The 18,739-nt window shown below is 72.3% G+C and carries 16 protein-coding genes; 12 read left to right on the forward strand and 4 right to left on the reverse strand.

What is annotated here, in order from left to right:
- Window position 1 precedes the first annotated feature (1 nt).
- The 9 genes from ACWEJ6_RS39065 to glgB are packed head-to-tail and all read left to right on the forward strand — an operon-like array spanning window position 2 to window position 11,426.
- Window positions 2-1,804 (forward strand): AGE family epimerase/isomerase, encoded by a 1,803-nt coding sequence (locus ACWEJ6_RS39065; protein ID WP_452430434.1) that lies wholly within the window; start codon window positions 2-4, stop codon window positions 1,802-1,804.
- 11 nt (window positions 1,805-1,815) lie between these two features.
- Entirely contained in the window at window positions 1,816-2,175 is a 360-nt protein-coding gene (locus ACWEJ6_RS39070) for an STAS domain-containing protein (protein ID WP_352363731.1), read from the forward strand.
- Complete coding sequence (gene glgX / locus ACWEJ6_RS39075; protein ID WP_452430436.1) at window positions 2,172-4,304, forward strand: glycogen debranching protein GlgX; 2,133 nt, start codon at window positions 2,172-2,174, stop codon at window positions 4,302-4,304. The genes ACWEJ6_RS39070 and glgX overlap by 4 nt, the downstream gene beginning before the upstream one ends.
- A gap of 19 nt (window positions 4,305-4,323) precedes the next feature.
- Window positions 4,324-4,644, forward strand: a complete 321-nt coding sequence (locus ACWEJ6_RS39080) for an anti-sigma factor antagonist (protein ID WP_352329001.1) — start codon at window positions 4,324-4,326, stop codon at window positions 4,642-4,644.
- Window positions 4,628-5,059, forward strand: a complete 432-nt coding sequence (locus tag ACWEJ6_RS39085) for an ATP-binding protein (protein WP_452430438.1) — start codon at window positions 4,628-4,630, stop codon at window positions 5,057-5,059. The genes ACWEJ6_RS39080 and ACWEJ6_RS39085 overlap by 17 nt, the downstream gene beginning before the upstream one ends.
- 9 nt (window positions 5,060-5,068) lie before the next feature.
- Window positions 5,069-6,241 carry a PP2C family protein-serine/threonine phosphatase gene (locus ACWEJ6_RS39090; protein ID WP_358297562.1) on the forward strand — a complete coding sequence of 391 codons (1,173 nt, stop codon included), beginning with the start codon at window positions 5,069-5,071 and terminating at the stop codon, window positions 6,239-6,241.
- Entirely contained in the window at window positions 6,238-7,545 is a 1,308-nt protein-coding gene (locus ACWEJ6_RS39095; protein WP_358297565.1) for an NDP-sugar synthase, read from the forward strand. The genes ACWEJ6_RS39090 and ACWEJ6_RS39095 overlap by 4 nt, the downstream gene beginning before the upstream one ends.
- A 3-nt stretch (window positions 7,546-7,548) precedes the next feature.
- Complete coding sequence (locus tag ACWEJ6_RS39100) at window positions 7,549-9,531, forward strand: alpha-1,4-glucan--maltose-1-phosphate maltosyltransferase (protein ID WP_387682311.1); 1,983 nt, start codon at window positions 7,549-7,551, stop codon at window positions 9,529-9,531.
- Window positions 9,531-11,426 (forward strand): 1,4-alpha-glucan branching protein GlgB, encoded by a 1,896-nt coding sequence (gene glgB / locus ACWEJ6_RS39105; protein WP_452430441.1) that lies wholly within the window; start codon window positions 9,531-9,533, stop codon window positions 11,424-11,426. Before ACWEJ6_RS39100 ends, glgB begins: the two co-directional genes overlap by 1 nt.
- A gap of 22 nt (window positions 11,427-11,448) precedes the next feature.
- Here the strand turns inward: glgB and ACWEJ6_RS39110 are convergent, their stop codons facing one another.
- Both ACWEJ6_RS39110 and ACWEJ6_RS39115 read right to left on the reverse strand, forming a co-directional pair.
- Window positions 11,449-12,087: a response regulator transcription factor gene (locus ACWEJ6_RS39110; protein ID WP_358297574.1), complete on the reverse strand. Its 639-nt coding sequence runs from the start codon at window positions 12,085-12,087 to the stop codon at window positions 11,449-11,451.
- Window positions 12,065-12,946 (reverse strand): sensor histidine kinase, encoded by an 882-nt coding sequence (locus ACWEJ6_RS39115; RefSeq protein WP_397157765.1) that lies wholly within the window; start codon window positions 12,944-12,946, stop codon window positions 12,065-12,067. Before ACWEJ6_RS39115 ends, ACWEJ6_RS39110 begins: the two co-directional genes overlap by 23 nt.
- 331 nt (window positions 12,947-13,277) lie before the next feature.
- Here ACWEJ6_RS39115 and ACWEJ6_RS39120 point away from each other — a divergent pair, with 331 nt between their 5' ends.
- From ACWEJ6_RS39120 to ACWEJ6_RS39130, 3 genes are all read left to right on the forward strand, one after another.
- Window positions 13,278-14,429, forward strand: a complete 1,152-nt coding sequence (locus ACWEJ6_RS39120; RefSeq protein ID WP_397157767.1) for an IS701 family transposase — start codon at window positions 13,278-13,280, stop codon at window positions 14,427-14,429.
- Window positions 14,430-14,464: 35 nt separating this feature from the next.
- Complete coding sequence (locus ACWEJ6_RS39125; RefSeq protein WP_387682322.1) at window positions 14,465-15,577, forward strand: low temperature requirement protein A; 1,113 nt, start codon at window positions 14,465-14,467, stop codon at window positions 15,575-15,577.
- A gap of 90 nt (window positions 15,578-15,667) precedes the next feature.
- Window positions 15,668-16,630 carry a hypothetical protein gene (locus ACWEJ6_RS39130; protein ID WP_452430445.1) on the forward strand — a complete coding sequence of 321 codons (963 nt, stop codon included), beginning with the start codon at window positions 15,668-15,670 and terminating at the stop codon, window positions 16,628-16,630.
- A gap of 83 nt (window positions 16,631-16,713) precedes the next feature.
- On the opposite strand, the gene ACWEJ6_RS39135 is transcribed toward ACWEJ6_RS39130, so the two are convergent.
- On the reverse strand, window positions 16,714-18,048 hold the full coding sequence (locus ACWEJ6_RS39135; RefSeq protein ID WP_452430447.1) for a sensor histidine kinase: 1,335 nt from the start codon (window positions 18,046-18,048) through the stop codon (window positions 16,714-16,716).
- Window positions 18,045-18,716, reverse strand: coding sequence for a response regulator transcription factor (locus ACWEJ6_RS39140; protein ID WP_358297590.1), 672 nt, complete (start codon window positions 18,714-18,716; stop codon window positions 18,045-18,047). The genes ACWEJ6_RS39135 and ACWEJ6_RS39140 overlap by 4 nt, the downstream gene beginning before the upstream one ends.
- Between the last annotated feature and the right edge of the window lie 23 nt (window positions 18,717-18,739).

Consider the following 18,739-nt stretch of genomic DNA (forward strand, 5'->3'; position numbering starts at 1 on the left):
GATGAACTTCACCTTCATGGACACCGTGGCCGGGCGGGTCGAACGGTTCGACGCCGGCTCCGGCTCCTTCCGGCTGGCGACCATCGACGGCCGTACGGTCGAGGTGCGCCTGGACGGCGAGGTCTCGGCCGAGGTGCTGCGCAACCTGGGCGAGCCGTACGTGGACGCGGGCGACCACGTGCGCGACATGCTGACGCCGGGCCGCCACCTGTTCGTCTACGGGATCTTCTACCCCGAGGGCGAGGAGCCGGTCTTCTCGGCCAAGCGGCTGATCTTCCTGGGCCGCGGCTCCGGCGAGTACCGGTTCGAGCAGCCCGACTGGTGGATCAACCAGCTCGACGAGATCGCCGCGTTCTACCGCCGCGCCCAGTTCGGGCAGGGCCCGGTCGACTTCCGCGACTACCGGACGATCCTGCGCCTGGGCGGCGACAAGACCGCCAGCCACGTGCAGGAGACCGACACGATCTCGCGGCTGGTGTACGGCATGGCCTCGGCGTACCTGCTGACCGGCGACGACGCCTACCTGGAGGTCGCCGAGCGCGGCACCCGCTACCTGCGCGAGCACATGCGCTTCGTGGACCCCGAGAACGACGTCGTGTACTGGTACCACGGCATCAAGGTGGACGGCGAGCACGAGAAGAAGCTGTTCACCTCGGAGTTCGGCGACGACTACGACGCCATCCCGATGTACGAGCAGATCTACGCCCTGGCCGGCCCGACGCAGACCTACCGGGTCACCGGCGACAAGCGCATCGCCTCCGACGTCAATGCCACGCTGCGGCTGTTCGAGAAGTTCTTCCGCGACCACCGGCGCGGCGGCTACTACTCGCACGTCGACCCGATCCTGCTCAGCCCGCACCACGAGTCGCTCGGGCCGAACCAGTCGCGCAAGAACTGGAACTCCATCGGCGACCACGCCCCGGCCTACCTGATCAACTACTACCTGGCCACCGGCGACGAGCGCCACCTGGAGATGCTGGAGCGCACCTTCGACACGATCGTCGAGCACTTCCCCGAGCCGTCGAGCCCGTTCGTCAACGAGCGCTTCCACGACGACTGGAGCCACGACCTGACGCACAGCTGGCAGCAGGACCGCGCGGTCGTCGGGCACAACCTGAAGATCGCCTGGAACCTCATGCGCATGCACGGCGCCCGCCCCAAGGACGCCTACCGGGACCTGGCCGAGCACCTGGCCCGCACCATGCCGGCGGTCGGCAGCGACCAGCAGCGCGGCGGCTGGTACGACGTCGTCGAGCGGCACCGGTCCGAGGGGCAGCGGTGGCACCGCTTCGCCTGGCACGACCGCAAGGCGTGGTGGCAGCAGGAGCAGGCGATCCTGGCGTACCTGATCGTGGCCGGCGAGCTGGGCGGTGACGACCACCTGGAGCAGGCGCGCCAGGCGGCGGCCTTCTACAACGCCTTCTTCCTCGACCACGACGAGGGCGCGGTCTACTTCAACGTGCTGGCCAACGGCCTGCCGTACCTGCTCGGGACCGAGCGGTTCAAGGGCAGCCACTCGATGAGCATGTACCACTCCTCCGAGCTGTGCTATCTGGCGACCGTCTACACGCGGCTGCTGGTCACGCGGCAGCCGCTCACCCTGCACTTCAAGCCGGGCCCGGACGCCGAGCGCATCCTGCGCGTCGCGCCCGACCTGCTGCCGGCCGGGCGGGTGCTGCTCACCGAGGCCGAGGTGGACGGCAAGCCGTACGAGGTGCTGGACCCGGTGGCGATGACCGTGGAGCTGCCGGAGTCCACCGAGGCGCTGCGCGTCAAGGTGACGCTGACCCCGGTGCAGGAGTGAGCGTGCCGGCCATGGAGATCACGACGGACACGATCGGCCCGGTCACCGTGATCGGGCTCACCGGCCAGCTCGACAGCAGGTCGGCCCCGGCCGCGCAGGAGCGCATCCTGTCGCTGCTGCCGGACAGCCGGCCGGTGCTGCTCGACCTGACCGGCGTCAGCTACCTGTCCAGCGCGGGCCTGCGCACGATGCTGCTGGTCTACCGGCAGGCGCGGACCCTGGACAGCTTCATCGCCCTGGTGGGCCTGTCGGACGAGCTGCGCGGGGTGATGGCGGCGACCGGGTTCCTGCGCTTCTTCGTCGTCGCCGACTGCGTGGCGGACGCGCTGGAGATCGTCCGGGCCGCCGAGCCGCGGGAGGAGGCCACATGAGTGTGGAGACGCAGGGCGTGCCGGGCCGGATCGACTCCTTCCCGACGGCCGAGCTGGCCGGGTTCGGGGTGCGGGCGGGCCATCCGATGCCGTTCGGCGCCACGCTGGTGCCCGGCGGGGTGAACTTCTCGGTCTACTCCAGCGGCGCGAGCGCGGTGTCGCTGGTGCTGTTCCGGCGCGGCGAGCGGGAGCCGTTCGCCGAGCTGCCCTTCCCCGGCGAGTACCGGATCGGCGGCGTGTGGGCCATGACCGTGTTCGGCCTGGACCACGAGGGCGTCGAGTACGGCTACCGCGTCACCGGCCCGGAGACGCCGGCCCCTGGCGACCGGTTCGACCCGGCCAGGATCCTGGCCGACCCGTACGCCAGGGTCATGTCGGGCCGGGACGTGTGGGGCGCCGAGGTGGACTGGGACGACCCCTACCCCTACCGGTCGGTGCTGGTCTCCGACGACTTCGACTGGGAGGAGGACCGGCCGCTGCGCGTCGCGCCGGAGGACCTGGTCGTCTACGAGCTGCACGTGCGCGGCTTCACGGCGGACCCGTCCTCGGGGGTGTCGGCGCCGGGCACGTACGCCGGGCTGATCGAGAAGATCCCCTACCTGAAGGCGCTCGGCGTCAACTGCGTGGAGCTGATGCCGGTCTTCGAGTTCGACGAGTTCGACATGAGCCGGGTCAACCCGGTCACCGGCGAGCGCCTGTACAACTACTGGGGCTACTCGACGCTGGGCTTCTTCGCGCCCAAGGCCGGCTACGCGGCCACCGGCCGGTACGGCATGCAGTCCGACGAGTTCAAGAACCTGGTCAAGGAGCTGCACCGGGCCGGGATCGCGGTGGTGCTGGACGTGGTCTTCAACCACACGGCCGAGGGCAACGAGAACGGCCCGACCATCCACTTCCGCGGCCTGGACAACGCCACCTACTACATGCTCACGCCGGAGGGTTACTACTACAACTTCAGCGGCACCGGGAACACCTTCAACTGCAACCACCCGGTGGTGCGCGACTACGTGCTCGACTGCCTGCGCTACTGGGCCGGCGAGTACCACATCGACGGCTTCCGCTTCGACCTGGCCGCGATCCTGGACCGCGGCCAGGACGGCGCGCCGCTGGCCAACCCGCCGCTGATCGAGACGCTGGCCCACGACCCGCTGCTGCGCGACTGCCTGCTGATCGCCGAGGCGTGGGACGCGGGCGGCCTGTACCAGGTGGGCTCCTTCCCCGGCTACCAGCGCTGGTCGGAGTGGAACGGCCGCTACCGCGACGCGCTGCGCCGCTTCCTGAAGGCCGCCCCCGGCTCGGCCGGCGAGCTGGCCACCCGGCTGGTCGGCTCGCCCGACCTGTACGCCTCCCGCGGCACGCTGGCCTCGGTCAACTTCGTCACCTGCCACGACGGGTTCACGCTGGCGGACCTGTTCGCCTACGACGGCAAGCACAACGAGGCCAACGGCGAGGACAACCGCGACGGCAACGACGACAACCAGAGCTGGAACTGCGGCGCCGAGGGCCCGACCCAGGACGCCGAGGTGCTGGCGCTGCGCGGGCGGCAGGCCAGGAACGCGATGCTGCTGCTCCTGCTCAGCCAGGGCATCCCGATGATCCTGGCCGGCGACGAGGTCGGCCGCACCCAGCAGGGCAACAACAACGCCTACTGCCACGACGGCCCGCTGTCGTGGTTCGACTGGGGCCTGACCGAGCGCAACGGCGAGCTGCTGCGGTTCGTGCGCGAGTGCGTCGCCTTCCGCGCCGCGCACCCGATGGTGCGCGACCGCCGCCACCCGTGCGGCGACGAGGGCGCCGGCGGGCTGCCGCAGGTGTCCTGGCACGGCGAGCGGGCCGGCGAGCCCGACTGGTCGCCGGACAGCACGCTGGTGGCGATGCTGCGCAGCGGCCCGGCGGCCGGCGGCGGCGCGGAGCACCTGTACCTGGCCGCCAACACCCACTGGCAGGCGCGGGAGCTGGAGCTGCCCGCCCTGCCGGACGACGCGGTGTGGCACCTGTTCGCCGACACCGCGGCCGCCGCCCCCGGCGACGTCCACTCACCGGGCCAGGAGCCGCCGCTGGCCGACCAGCGGCGGATCGTCGTCGGCCCGCGGGCCGCGGTCGCACTGGTCGGCCGCGCCCCTCACTGAAATCCCCGAAGGAGATCCCATGTCGTTCAACGCGATCCTGACCCACGACGGCAGCACCGCACTGATCACGCTGGAGGGCGAGCTGGACGCCCTGACCGCCGAGACCTTCAGGAGGGAGGTGGAGCGCGCGGCCGAGGCCGCGGCCGAGCTGCTGGTGCTGGAGATGTCGCAGCTCAGCTACATGTCCTCGGCGGGGCTGCGCGGGCTGGTGTTCGCCCGGCAGAAGCTGGCCGACGACGTGCGCATCGTGCTGGTCGGCGCCAACGACGCCATCGAGCAGACCATCCGGCTGGTCGGCTTCCACCACAGCGTGGACTTCAGCGATGCGATCCCCGAGTAGGCAGGCGATGGAGCGGCTCAGGCGCCCCGCCGAGCCCGAGTCGCTGGACGAGCTGATGGCCTACGTGCAGACGCTGAGCGCGCTCGGCGGGCTGACCCGCACGCGCGCCCACTGGCTGCGGCTGGCCGCCGAGGAGCTGATCGTCAACATCATCACCCACGGCCACCGCGACCGGCCGGGCGAGCTGGAGCTGACCGGCGGGGTGGAGCCGGGCCGGGTGTGGCTGCGCCTGGCCGACTCGGCGCCGCCGTTCGACCCGACCGCCTACGAGGCCGTTCCCGACCTGGACCGGCCGCTGGGCGAGCGGCGGCCGGGCGGGCTGGGCGTCTACCTGGCCCGTACGGTCGCCGACCAGGTCCGCTACGAGTACAGCTCGGGTCGTAACCAGACGACCATCATCATGAACCGCGTCTAGGAGGTACCGATGGATGCGGAGGTGACCCTCGTCGTCAGTGGCCCATCACCAGCAGCGGAAGAGCTGTGCCTGCTGCTGGCCGCCGACGGCGCTCCCGTGGCCAGGCGCACCCCCGAGCAGCTGCTGGCCGAGGCGCCTCCGCCCACCGGTCTGCTGCTGGTCAACGCGAGCCTCGACGTGGAGGTCGTGCGCGAGGTGACGCGGGTCGTCCAGGCCGGCGCGCGGCCGCCCGTCGTGGTCGCGTTCACCGACGGCGACCTGCGTCAGCTCGAACCGCACGTGCTGGCGGGGCTGGACTACGTCGTCCCGCCCTTCGTGCCGGAGCTGCTGCACCGCAGGCTGCGGGCGGGCCAGGTGTTCGGCCGCTTCCCGGGCGCCGAGGAGGAGGCGCTGCTGAAGTACGAGCGCGAGCTGCAGATCGGGCGGGAGATCCAGGCGGGCTTCCTGCCCGACGCGCTGCCGGCCCGCGCCGGCTGGCAGCTCACCGTCCGGTTCCAGCCGGCCAGGGAGGTCGCGGGGGACTTCTACGACGCCCTGGAGCTGCTGGGCGGGTCGCGGATCGGGCTGGTGGTGGCCGACGTGTGCGACAAGGGCGTCGGCGCCGCCCTGTTCATGGCCCTGATCAGGACCCTGCTGCGGCACACCGCCGCGCACGTGGGGACCGGCGAGGCCGACACCGTCCAGGACGACGCCACGCCGCTGCTGCGCGCGGTGATCGCGACCAACGACTACCTGACCGCCAACCACCTGCGCCAGGGCTACTTCGCCACGCTGTTCTTCGGCGTGCTCGACCCGGTCACCGGCGCGCTGGTCTACATCAACTGCGGGCACAACCCGCCCATCATCCGCCACGCGGGCGGCGGCCACACCCTGCTGCGTCCCACCGGGCCGGCGCTGGGGCTGGTGCCCGACTCCGTCTTCGAGGTCGGCAGGGCCCACCTGGACCAGGGGGACCTGCTGTTCGCCTACACCGACGGCGTGCCCGAGGCTAGGGACGAGTCCGGCCGCTTCTTCAGCGAGGAGCTCATGCTGACCCTCGTCTCGCAGCCCGCCACCGGCGCGGACGACCTGCTGGACAGGCTCGAACGGGAGATCAGCGCGCACATCGGGTCCGCCGAGCAGTTCGACGACATCACCATGATCGCTCTACGTAGGACACCCACGGGGAAGTACGGACAATGAACGAGATCGCCGGAATCGCATTGGCGGGCGGACAGGGTCTCAGGGCCCGGCCGCTCACCCTGGAGGCCCCCGGCCACCTGCGGAGCAAGGCCACGGTCTGCTTCGCCGGACGGCCGGTCATCGAATGGCAGATCATGGCCCTGCGCGACCAGGGGGTCAGCGACTTCTACCTGATCGCCAACGGCCGGGAGAACCGCTACCAGGCCAAGGACGTGCTCGGCCACGGCGAGGGGCTGGGCGTGCGCGTGCGCTACTCGCGGCCCCGGATGGACTGGACCAACACCGGTTCCGGCGAGGCGACGCTGAGCAGCCTGGACTACTGGGAGCTCGACGGCCTGGCGCTGGTCTTCCCGACCGACTCGCTGTTCGAGTTCGACCTGGACGAGCTGGTCCGCCGCCACCGCGACAGCGACGCGGTGGTCACCGTGGCCGTGGTCGAGCGGCCGGCCGAGGAGGTGGCGGGCAAGTACGGCACGATGGTCACGGACGCGTCCGGGCAGATCCGGCGTTTCGTGGAGAAACCACCGCTGGCCGAGGTGCACGCCCTGGCCGCCGACCCGGCCCGGGTGCCCGTCAACGCCGGGCTCTACCTGGTCGACTGCGGGCGGCTGCGGAAGCTGGCCGGGGAGCCGGCGCTGGCCGAGCTGGCCCGCCACCGGCTCGACTGGGGGCACGACCTGCTCCCGTGGCTGGTGGAGGCCGGGCACCGGGTCGGCATCGCGCCCATCGCCAAGCTGGGCGACCTGGGCAACCTGCGCGACTATCTCGGCACGCTGACCGACGCGCTGAGCGGCGGCTACCCGCACGTGCTCAAGGGCATGCTGCGGGCCTACCCGGGCAACGTGCGCATCCACGAGTCCTCGCTGCGCCAGCGGGACGCGACGTCGGGCATGACGCTGGCCGAGAAGATCAGCGCGGGCCTGGTCAGGATCGGGCCGAACGTGCACATCGGCCGGGACGTCGAGATCGGCCCCGGCGTGGTCGTCTCCGACTCCGCGATCGGCGACGGCGTCGACCTGCACACCGGGTGCCGGCTGCAGCGGGTGGCCTGCCTGGACGGCGCGATCATCGGCCCCTGGGCGCGGCTCACCGACACCCACGTGGGGACGATGGTCACCGTCGAGTCGTTCGTGGACTGCGTGACCGTGCTGAGCGGCTACAGCGCGCTGGGCAACGGAGTGACGGTTCAGGCCGGCGTGCGGCTGTCCGGGGTGACGGTGTACCCGGGGCTGACCGTGCCGGCGCACTGCGAGGCCGCCGCCGGCACCTCGTTCGAGACCATCGCCGACCTGCAGGACGCGTGAGACATGACTGAGACGCTGGTGTTGACCGAGATCTCCGAGATCGCCGCGGGCCGCGTGCCCGTCGTGGGCGTCCGGCCCGTCGTGGCGGGCGGGTGCCGGCCCGCGCGCGCGGTGCCGGGCGAGCCGTTCGAGGTGTCGGCGACGCTGTTCCGGGAGGGGCACGGCGTGGTGGGCGCGAACGTCGTGCTCACCGACCCCGACGGCAAGCAGGCCGCATGGATCCCGATGGCGGCCGTCTCCCAGGGCTCCGACCGGTACGCGGCCGAGGTGTCCGCCCACCGGGAGGGCGAGTGGACGTTCCGGGTGGAGGCGTGGAGCGACCCGGTGGCGACCTGGCTGCACGTGGCCGAGGTGAAGATCCCCGCCGCGATCGACGTGGCCGTCACGATGGAGGCCGGCGCCCGGCTGCTGACCAGGGCCGCCGCCCAGCCCGAGGTGCCGCCCGCCGACGCCCGGCTGCTGCGCGTGGCCGCCGCGACGCTGCGCGACGGCGAGCTGGACCCCGAGGCGCGGCTGGCGATCGCGCTGGCCGAGCCGGTGCTGCGGACGCTGGCCCGCCGGCCGCTGCGCGACCACGTGACGGCCGGTGAGGACCTGCCGCTGCTGGTGGAGCGGGAACGGGCGCTGTACGGGGCCTGGTACGAGTTCTTCCCCCGCTCCGAGGGCGCCGTGGTGGACCCCACGGGGTGTCACCCGCCGCGCTCGGGCACCTTCCGGACCGCGGCCGAGCGGCTGCCCGCCGTCGCGGCGATGGGCTTCGACGTGGTCTACCTGCCGCCGATCCATCCGATCGGCCGGACCAACCGCAAGGGGCCGGGCAACTCGCCCATCGCCGGGCCGCACGACCCCGGCTCACCGTGGGCGATCGGCTCGGCGGCGGGCGGGCACGACGCCGTCCACCCCGACCTGGGGACGATCGACGACTTCGACTTCTTCGTGGCCAGGGCTGCCGAGCTGGGCCTGGAGGTGGCGCTGGACTTCGCGTTGCAGTGCTCGCCCGACCACCCGTGGGTACGGGAGCACCCGCGGTGGTTCGAGCACCGGCCCGACGGCAGCATCGCCTACGCCGAGAACCCGCCCAAGAAGTACCAGGACATCTACCCGATCTGCTTCGACGCCGACCCCGGCGGCATCCTGGCCGAGTCGCTGCGGGTGCTGCGCCACTGGATGGGCCACGGGGTGCGGATCTTCCGGGTGGACAACCCGCACACCAAGCCGGTGTTCTTCTGGGAACGCCTGATCGCCGAGATCAACCGCACCGACCCGGACGTCGTTTTCCTGGCCGAGGCGTTCACCCGACCGGCGATCATGCACACGCTGGCCGCGGTCGGCTTCCAGCAGTCCTACACCTACTTCACCTGGCGCAACGCCAAGCCGGAGCTGGAGAGCTACCTGGGCGAGCTGGCCGGGGAGGCGGCGGCGTACATGCGGCCGAACCTGTTCGTCAACACGCCGGACATCCTGCACGCCTACCTGCAGGAGGGCGGGCCGGCCGCGTTCCGGGTGCGGGCCGCGCTGGCCGCGACGGCCTCCCCGACCTGGGGCGTGTACGCCGGGTTCGAGCTGTGCGAGCGGGAGCCGGCCGCGCCGGGCAGCGAGGAGTACAAGGACTCGGAGAAGTACCAGTACCGGCCGCGCGACTGGTCGGCGGGTGGCACGCTGGCGCCCTTCCTGGCCGCGCTGAACCGGGTCCGCCGCCGCCATCCGGCCCTGCGCCTGCTGCGCAACCTGCGTTTCCAGCACGCCGACGACGACGCCGTGCTCTGCTTCGCCAAGCAGGCGGGCGAGGACACCGTGATCGTCGTGGTCAACCTCGATCCGCACCACGTGCGGCAGGCCACGGTGACACTGGACCTGCCCGACCTCGGGCCGTCCTTCCGGGTGCGCGACGAGCTGACCGGCGAGGTCTACCAGTGGGGGGCGCGCAACTTCGTGCGGCTGGACCCGTCCAGGCAGCCGGCGCACATCCTGACGGTGGAGCGGTGATGGACGTCCTGACCGGCGGGGGGCCGTCCGTGCTGGGCGAGCTGGACCTGCACCTCATCGGCGAGGGCAGGCACGAGGAGCTGTGGCGGGCGCTGGGCGGGCGCACCCGGACGGTGGGCGGCGTGGCGGGCGTCTCGTTCGCCGTGTGGGCGCCGGGCGCGCGCGAGGTGCGGCTGGTGGGCGACCTGAACGGCTGGGACGGCGCCGGGCACGCGCTGCGCCGGGCGCCTGGCGGCGGCCTGTGGGAGCTGTTCGTGCCCGGGGCCGGCGACGGCTGCCGGTACATGTACGACATCACCGGCGCGGACGGCCGGACCCGGCGCAAGGCCGACCCGCTGGCCCTGGCGGCCGAGCACCCGCCGCGCACCGCCTCGGTGGTCTTCACCTCGCGGCACCGCTGGCGCGACGGCGCGTGGCTGGCCGCCCGCGGCGACGGCCCGGCCCGCGAGGCGCCCATGAGCGTGTACGAGCTGCACCTGGGCTCCTGGCGGCGCGGCCTGACCTACCGCGACCTGGCCGAGCAGCTTCCCGGGTACCTGCGCGGCATGGGCTTCACCCACGTGGAGCTCATGCCGGTGGCCGAGCATCCCTTCGGCGGCTCGTGGGGCTACCAGATCTCCTCCTACTACGCGCCGAGCTCCCGCTACGGCACCCCGGACGACTTCCGCGCCCTGGTCGAGGCGCTGCACCTGGCCGGGATCGGGGTGATACTCGACTGGGTGCCCGCGCACTTCCCGCGCGACGACTGGGCGCTGGCCCGCTTCGACGGCGGCCCCCTGTACGAGCACCCCGACCCGCTGCGCGGCGAGCAGCCCGACTGGGGCACGCTCACCTTCGACCTGGGCCGCCCGCAGGTGCGCAACTTCCTCATCGCCAACGCCCTGTACTGGTGCGAGGAGTTCCACGTCGACGCCCTTCGCGTGGACGCCGTCGCCTCGATGTTGTACCTGGACTACTCCCGCCCGGACGGCGCCTGGCGGCCCAACGCGCACGGCGGCAGGGAGCACCTGGAGGCGATCGCGTTCCTGCGGGAGCTGAACGACACCGTCCACCGGCGCTGTCCCGGGGTGCTGACGATCGCCGAGGAGTCCACGGCGTGGGAGGGGGTGACCCGGCCGACGTCCGCCGGCGGGCTGGGGTTCGACTTCAAGTGGAACATGGGCTGGATGCACGACACGCTCGGCTACATGCGGCGCGACCCGGTGCACCGGCCGTACCACCATCACGCGCTGACGTTCGGGCTGACGTACGCGTACGCCGAGGACTTCGTGCTGCCGCTCAGCCATGACGAGCTGGTGCACGGCAAGGGCTCGCTGGCCGGGAAGATGCCGGGCGACGAGTGGCAGCGGCTGGCCAACCTGCGCGCGTACCTGGCCTTCATGTGGGCGCATCCGGGCAAGAAACTGCTGTTCATGGGCCAGGAATTCGCGCAGCGCGGCGAGTGGTCCCATGACCGCGAGCTGGACTGGGCGCTGCTGCGCGACCCGCGGCACAAGGGGGTGCGCGACCTGGTCAGGGACCTGAACCGGCGCTACGCCGCCACCCCCGCGCTGTGGCGGCTGGACTGCTCCCCCGGCGGCTTCACCTGGATCGACGCCGACGACGCCGGTTCCAGCGTCTACTCCTTCGTGCGCTGGGACCGGTGGGGGGCGCCGCTGGTGTGCGTGAGCAACCTGTCGCCGGTGCCGCGGCACGGGCACCGGCTGGCGCTCCCCTCCGGCGGGCGCTGGCACGAGGCGCTCAACACCGACGCCGCCTGTTACGGCGGCGGGAACCTCGGCAACCTGGGCTCGGTCACCTGCCCGGAGGGGGGTGCGGTCGCCGAGGTGCTGCTGCCGCCGCTGGCGACGCTCTGGCTGGTCCCCGGAGAGGAGGCGTCGGAGCGTCAGCGGTGACGCGGCCATGGCGGAGGAGGCGTCAGAGCGTCAGCAGTGAGGCGGCCATGGCCTTGTTCACCGCGTCGAGGCGGGAGGTGGCGTCGAGCTTGGTGAAGATGTTGCGCAGGTGACGCTTGACCGTGCCTTCGGCGATCATCAGCCGGGTGGCGATCTGGGCGTTGCTGAGGCCCTGGGCGGCCAGGGACAGCACGCTCAGCTCCCGCTCGGACAGCTTCCCGGCGCGCGGCCGGCCGGACATCATCAGGCTCTCCCGCGACACCGACAGGACCACGCGCTCGGCGTCCGCGCAGACGCCGCGGATGGCCTGCACCAGCTCCTCCCGGCCGACGCTCTTGAGCAGGTAGCCGCGCACGCCGTGGGCGATGAGCTCCTGCACCAGCACCGGGTCGTCGTACATGCTCAGCACGATGACGCGGGACCGGGGCGAGACCCGGTGGATGTGGGTGGTGGTGCGCACGACGCCGTCGCCGGGCATCTCCACGTCGAGCACCACGACGTCCGGCCGCAGCGCCTCGGCCGACTTCACCGCCGCGCGCGCGTCCCCCGCGGTGGCGACGACACGAAGGTCGGGTTCGAGCTCCAGCGTCTGCTTGAGCGTCTCCCGCAGGATCGTGTGGTCGTCGGCGATGAGGACGTCAATGCTGCCTTCTCTTTGCATCCGATGTTTCCTTCGGCCGCTCGTCCCGGACAGGCCGGACAGGGGCACGGAAGACGACCTCGGTGCCCTTCCCGGGGGTGCTCTCTATGGTCACCAGGCCGCCCAGAGCGACCCCGCGCTCGCGCATGGAGGTCAGGCCGTTCCCCTGTTTCGCGCGCCAGCCCGAGAAACCCCGGCCGTTGTCCCGCACAATTGCTGTGATCCGGTCGTGCGCAATCTTGACGCACACTTCGAGCAGGTCGGCGCCCGCGTGGGAGATGCTGTTGGTAATGGCTTCGCGTAATATCAGGAATAACTCGTCCCGAATGCGCGGAGGCAGGCCCTCGACATCGCCGATAAGGGTGATTCGATGCTCCAGCCGCGGGTCCACAATGGTCGTCATCAGCCGCACAAGCGCTTGCTCCATTCCCGGCCAATGGGCGTGAACGCGCAGGTCGGATATGACGTCGCGGATTTCCTGGTGGGCTCTCAGCAGCGCGGCCTTCGCCTCCTTCACATGCACCGGGAAACCGTCCGTACCACGTGCGTGACCGATTTCGGCGAGCTCCAGCTGCCGGCTCGCCACGCTGATCTCGTGGCCCACCCGATCGTGCAGGTCGCGGGAAATTCGCCGCCATTCCCGGGCATCGCCGCGGCCGCCGTCCGTCGCCCCGGCCAGGGCCCCGGGAGAACGGTCCGTACTGGCCTTGAGCCGGGCCACCATCAGGTCGAGGAGCTCTTCCGCCAACTCCGCGCACTCGCCGGGAGCGGCCCCGGAAGTTGATTCTTCAATTTCGCCGCACAGCTGTGCCAAGATCGCAGCCTTATGGGCCTCGATCCGTTCGGCTATCACAACCGTGGGCTGGATGTTGCACTGCACTGGTCATCCCCCGTAGTGTGTGTCGCCTTACTCAGTCACCGGCGCAGATCCCCGCATCATATGATCACATGATTCCGGCGGATGCAAGAGTGCACTCCAGACTCATCGGGCGGCAAGTCCTTTACCCGCACATCCTGACTGAGGCCGCGTGTGATGTAATACCGGGTTATCGATGAGCACCAGGCAGATGCCTCCGGGAGTACTCCCTTTAATACTCCCGGACAGCTCCGCTGCCACCTTGGTGTTACTCTCTTGTGCGAACCAAAACTTAACTGCGATCCTGACCGCGTTCGCCATTACGGATCTTCTCTAATGCAGGTGAGGGGCGGTCATGAGAGAACTCGCGGTGAACGAGCGTGAAGAGTTCGCAGAATTCTTCGGTACGATATTCGGTTCACTGCCGCGCTCCGACCAGCGTAGCGCGGCCGAGTCGTACGTGCTGGGGCTGCTGCACGCGGGCGGGCGCAAGTCCATCCAGCGCATCGCCGACGAGGTGGGCGGCCCGCACAACGGCCAGTCGCTCCAGCAGTTCGTCAACCAGAGCCGCTGGGACCCGCGCCCGGTCCGCCGCACCGTCGCCGACGTGCTGGCGGCCGGCGCGCCCCCGGCCGCGTGGCTGGTGGAGGAGGTGGCCTTCGCCAAGCACGGCCGCTGGTCGGCGGGCGTCGAGCGCCAGTACGTGCGCGGCCTCGGCCGCACGGTCAACTGCCAGGTGGGCGCGGCCGTGCTGATGAGCTCGGGCGAGGCGGCCGTGCCGGTCAACTGGCGGCTGTGCCTGCCGCAGTCGTGGGAGGCCGACCACGACCGGCGGGCCCGGGCGCACGTGCCCGACCAGGAGCGGCACCGGCCCTTCGGCGAGCACGTGATCGACCTGGTCGACGACCTGACGCTCGACTGGGGCACGCCCGTCGCGCCGCTGGTGGCCGACCTCACCCACGTCCGGGGCGTCGCCGACCTGCTGCGCGGCCTGGAGGACCGCGGCCTCGACTACGTCGTCGAGGTCGACGCCCGCCACCGGGTCCGGGCCTCGATGAGCGTGGTGCGCGGGGGCGGCCCGCGGGCCCGCGTCGCGCTGGCCGAGGCGGCGCAGGCCGCGGCCGGGGCGGAGCGGCGCACGGTGGCCTGGTGGGAGGGGCCGCGGGGGCGGTCGCTGCGTTCGCAGTTCGTCCTCCTGCCGGTCTCCGACGACCACGCGCGCTCGCGCAGGCTGCTGGTGGAGTGGCCGCTCGGCCGGCCGCGGCCGCGGGCGTTCTGGCTGACGAACATGTCCGTGCCGGCGCAGGAGCTGGTCGCGCTGGCCAAGTCCCGCTGGCGGGCCGCCCACGCCATCGGCGAGCTGGCGGGGGGCTTCGGGCTGTTCGACTACGAGGGCCGTTCCTTCCACGGCTGGCACCACCACGTCACGCTGGCCTCGGCCGCCTACGCCTTCGACGTGCGCTGGCGGCTGGCCGCGGGCGCCGAGCCCGCGCTGCTGCCCGCGTGAGCACCCGCACGACGTACGAGGAGTCACACCGCTCGATGAAGCCGAAAGCAGACAAGCAAGTCACCTGGGTCGAGCTCTTCTTCGACCTGGTGTTCGTGTTCGCCGTCACCCAGCTGTCCGACCTGCTCCACCGCGGCCACGGCTGGGGCAGCGTGGGGCAGGCCGTCGTCGTGCTGGTGCCGACGTACTGGGCCTGGGTGGGCATGGCGGTGCACGCCAACACCCGCGACGTCAACAACACCCCCGACCGGCTGGGCATCCTGGCGCTCAGCCTGTGCGGCCTGTTCATGGCGCTGGCCACCCCCCTGGCCTACGAGGAGCGCGGCCTGATGTTCGGCGCCGCCTACTTCGCCCAGCGCTCGCTGCTGGCCGCCCTGTACTTCCGCGGCCGGCCGTTCGAGCTGGTCAACCCCTTCACGCTCTCGGTGTGCGTGACCGGGCCGCTGCTGCTGGCCGGGGGCCTGCTGGACAGCGGCGCCCGGGTGTGGGTCTGGGCCGCGGCCGCCGCCATCGACCTGGCCGCGCCGGTGCTGACCCGCAGCCACCTGGTGCGGGTCAACTTCCACCCCCATCACTTACCCGAGCGGTTCGGCCTGTTGCTGATCATCGCGATGGGCGAGCCGATCCTGGCCATCGGCGCGCAGGCGTCGGCGGCGCGCCCGCTGGCCGTGGGCTCGATCGGCGCGGTCGCCGCGACGTTCGTGCTGGCCTGCGCGCTGTGGTGGGTGTACTTCATCTTCGCCGCCGAGTCGCTGCCCAAGGCCCTGGACGAGGCCGTGATCCGCACCGACCTGATCCGGCGGGTCTTCTCCTACGGCCATCTCGCCTTCATCGGGTCGATCATGGCGATGGCGGTGGGCATGGCCGAGGTCGTCTCCCATCCGGGCCAGGTCTTCGCCCCACCCGTGACCGCGCTGCTGTTCGGCGGCTGCGCCCTGTACTTCGCGACGTTCTGCTACGCCCGCTGGCACATCTTCGGCAAGTGGTCCGGGCCGCAGCTCGCCATGCCGGTGGCCAGCCTGGCGATCATCCCGATCGCGTTGCAGACGCCGGCGCTGCTGTCCGTGGCCGCCCTGGTGCTCGTGGTGATGACGTTCAACTTCCTGGAACATTCGCGGGCCAGATCCGAGTCCGACGCCTTGACTTAGCGCGCGCTCTAACCGGCAGGGTGAGGGCGGCGGCGCCCGTCGTGCGGGCCGCCACCAGGACCTGAGCCGGGTGGACAACTGAGGAGCGTCATGAAGAATCCCGCTGTTCGAGTCGCGGTCGCCTACCTGGTGTCCGCGGTCGTCGGCGCCGTGATCATCGGCTCGTTCGTCGGAGCGCTGCACCACCCGGTTCCGCACGGGGTGCCGCTCGCCGTGGTGGGTCCCGACGCCGCCCGGCTGGAGCAGGCCGCGGGCGGGGCCGTGGACGCGCGCCCGTACGCCGACGCGGCCGGCGCGCGGGCGGCGGTGCTCCGGCGCGAGGTCGAGGCCGCCTACCTGGCGGGCGAGGGCCGGCTGCTGGTCGCCAGCGCGGGCGGCGACACGGCGGCCCCGCACTTCACCGCCCTGATGCAGCGCGCCGCCGGACGGCAGCTCGCGGTCGAGGACGTGCGGCCGCTGGCCGAGGGCGACTCCTCCGGCGTGTCGGGCATGTTCTACGTGCTGGGCCTGCTGCTGACCGCGCTGGCGACGACCGTGCTCACCATGCGCATGCAGCCGATGATGCACCGGGGACTGCGCCTCGCGGTGCTCGCGCTCGGCGCGGTGACCGGCGGCCTGGCGCTCACCTGGGTCGTCGACGGCCTGCTCGGCGCGCTCACCGGCGCCCCGCTCGGGCTCCTGGCCGTCTCCGGCGCGGTGATCTTCCTGGTCTCGGTGGCGGTGAACGGGCTGATGCGCCGCTTCGGGCCGCGCGGCGTGATCGCGGCGGCCGTGCTGTTCATCCCGATCGGCCTGCCGGCCAGCGGCGGCCCGTTCGGCGCCGCGTTCATCGAGCCCTGGTACGCGGCGCTCGGCTACGTGCTGCCCACCCGGTCGGCGCTCGAACTGGTGCGCAGCGTGGTCTACTTCGACGGCGCCGCCCTGGCCGTCCCGCTGACGGTGCTCGGGCTGTGGGCCGTGCTCGGCCTGGCGCTGATGGCGCTGCCGCCGCGCCCGATGCCTCGGCCCGCCGCGCCCGCCACGCCCGCGGTGCCCGTCGCCGGGGCTCACTGACCGCCGGACCGGCCACCGGCCCCTGGACCGGCGCGGCCGCGGGTGCGGGGGTCCGCGCCCGTGGTCGCGCCCTCAGTGTCAGGTCACGCGCTCGGCGGCAGCGCGAGGACCAGCCGTACGCCGGGCCGCAGCGGCTCGGCGCGCACCGATCCGGCGTGCGCCTCGGCGATCTGACGGACGATGGCCAGGCCGAGCCCCGAACCCGGCAGGGAACGGGCCGACTCGGCGCGGTAGAACCGGTCGAACACGAACGGCAGGTCGTGGGCCGCGATGCCGGGGCCCTGGTCGGCCACCGACAACGAGCCCGAGGCGTCCACCCGTACCAGGACCACGCCGCCGGGCGGGCTCCACTTGATCGCGTTGTCCACCAGGTTGGAGACCGCCCGTTCGATCGCGTCGGCGTCGGCCGTCACCAGGCACTCGGCCAGCTCACCGCGCAACCGTACGTGCGGGGCGCGGGCCGCGGCCCTGGCCAGCACGCGTCCGGCCACCAGGTCGAGCCGCACGTCCTCCAGGTGCAGCTCGACGTCGCCGTGCCTGGCCAGCTCGACCAGGTCGTTGACCAGCACCCGCAGCTCCTCGGCCTGGACGCGGGCCTCGTGCACCAGGGCCGGGGCCTGCGGGTCGGCCGTGCCGCGCCCCTCCTCCAGCAGCTCCAGGTTCGTGGTGAGGCTGGTCAGCGGCGTGCGCAGCTCGTGGGAGGCGTCGGCGACCAGGCGCCGCTGGGCCAGCACGGACTCGCGCAGCGCGTGCGTCATCGTGGTGAACGAGCCGGCCAGGCGGGCCACCTCGTCCCGTCCGGCGCCCATGCCCTCCAGCCCGTCGGCGGTGAGGGTGCCGGTGGCGGTGGCCCGCTCCACCACGGCCGTCAGCCGGGCGACGGGCCGCAGCGCCCGGCCGGCGAGGAGACGCGCGCCCGCCGCCGCGACCAGCGCGCCGCCCAGGGTCAGCGCGGCCAGCAGCAGCTTGAGCGCGTTCAGCGTCTCTTCGTCGCGGTTCAGCGGGAACGCCGTGCGCACCAGGACGCCCTTGCCCAGGTTGAGCGGGGCGGTGTAGAGCCGGTAGCGCACGCCGTCGTGGGTGACGTCCCGGAAGTAGGGGGGCAGCTTGCCGAACGCGACCGCCTGGTCCTGCTCGGCCAGCGGCACGAACCCGTCGGTCGGGCCGGTCAGCAGCGGGTCGGGGCAGAACTGCAGCAGCGTGTTGCCCACCGGGAGGGGCCTGGCCGGCAGCGGCGAGTCGGCGGCCTTCAGCGACTCCAGCAGCCGCGGCGCCTGCCCGGCGGCCAGCACCAGCTCCCCGTCGTGCTGGCCGGCCAGCCCCGCCGCGGCCGCCGGGTAGACCACCAGCGAGACCGCCAGCAGCGCGGCGGCCACCACGGCGGCGACCGTCAGCGCGACCCTGGTGCGCAGCCTCACGGCTCCTCCCGCAGCACGTACCCCAGGCCGCGGACGGTCTGGATCAGCCGCGGCTCGCCCCCGGCCTCCAGCTTGGCCCGCAGGTAGCTGATGTAGACCCACAACGCGTTCGAGGACGGCCCGAAGTCGTACCCCCAGACCGAGTCGAAGATGACCTCGCGGCTGAGCACCCGGCCCGGGTTGCGCAGGAACACCTTCAGCAGGGTGTACTCGGTCCTGGTCAGGTCGAGCGGCCGGCCGCCGCGGCTGGCCCGGCAGGCGGCCGGGTCCAGCTCCAGGTCGGCGTGGCGGAGCAGCCCCTGCGCGGGCGCGCTGCGGCGCAGCAGCGCGCGCAGCCTGGCCCGCAGCTCCTCCAGCGCGAACGGCTTGACCAGGTAGTCGTCGGCGCCCGCGTCCAGGCCCGCGACCCGGTCGCCGACCAGGTCGCGGGCGGTGAGCATCAGGATCGGGGTGCGGTCGCCCGCGGCCCGCAGGCGGCGGCACACCTCCAGGCCGTCCAGGCCGGGCATCATGATGTCCAGCACCACCGCGTCCTGACGTCCGCCGCCGGCCGCCTCCAGGGCGCGCAGGCCGTCGGCGGCGACGCTGACGTCGTAGCCCTCGCGGGTGAGCGCGTGGGTCAGGGAGCGGCGGACCGCCTCGTCGTCGTCGGCAACAAGGACGTGCATGGTGCCACTCTCCCCTCCGCACC

Source organism: Nonomuraea sp. NPDC004702 (assembly GCF_053601695.1).

Coding starts and splice junctions, on each gene's coding strand:
- ACWEJ6_RS39125 (WP_387682322.1), top strand. CDS start 14,465: ATGAAGCCGAAAGCAGACAAGCAAGTCACCTGGGTCGAGCTCTTCTTC.
- ACWEJ6_RS39095 (WP_358297565.1), top strand. CDS start 6,238: ATGAACGAGATCGCCGGAATCGCATTGGCGGGCGGACAGGGTCTCAGG.
- ACWEJ6_RS39120 (WP_397157767.1), top strand. CDS start 13,278: ATGAGAGAACTCGCGGTGAACGAGCGTGAAGAGTTCGCAGAATTCTTC.
- glgX (WP_452430436.1), top strand. CDS start 2,172: ATGAGTGTGGAGACGCAGGGCGTGCCGGGCCGGATCGACTCCTTCCCG.
- ACWEJ6_RS39080 (WP_352329001.1), top strand. CDS start 4,324: ATGTCGTTCAACGCGATCCTGACCCACGACGGCAGCACCGCACTGATC.
- ACWEJ6_RS39100 (WP_387682311.1), top strand. CDS start 7,549: ATGACTGAGACGCTGGTGTTGACCGAGATCTCCGAGATCGCCGCGGGC.
- ACWEJ6_RS39110 (WP_358297574.1), bottom strand. CDS start 12,087: ATGCAAAGAGAAGGCAGCATTGACGTCCTCATCGCCGACGACCACACG.
- ACWEJ6_RS39070 (WP_352363731.1), top strand. CDS start 1,816: ATGGAGATCACGACGGACACGATCGGCCCGGTCACCGTGATCGGGCTC.
- ACWEJ6_RS39090 (WP_358297562.1), top strand. CDS start 5,069: ATGGATGCGGAGGTGACCCTCGTCGTCAGTGGCCCATCACCAGCAGCG.
- ACWEJ6_RS39065 (WP_452430434.1), top strand. CDS start 2: ATGAACTTCACCTTCATGGACACCGTGGCCGGGCGGGTCGAACGGTTC.
- ACWEJ6_RS39085 (WP_452430438.1), top strand. CDS start 4,628: ATGCGATCCCCGAGTAGGCAGGCGATGGAGCGGCTCAGGCGCCCCGCC.
- ACWEJ6_RS39130 (WP_452430445.1), top strand. CDS start 15,668: ATGAAGAATCCCGCTGTTCGAGTCGCGGTCGCCTACCTGGTGTCCGCG.
- glgB (WP_452430441.1), top strand. CDS start 9,531: ATGGACGTCCTGACCGGCGGGGGGCCGTCCGTGCTGGGCGAGCTGGAC.
- ACWEJ6_RS39140 (WP_358297590.1), bottom strand. CDS start 18,716: ATGCACGTCCTTGTTGCCGACGACGACGAGGCGGTCCGCCGCTCCCTG.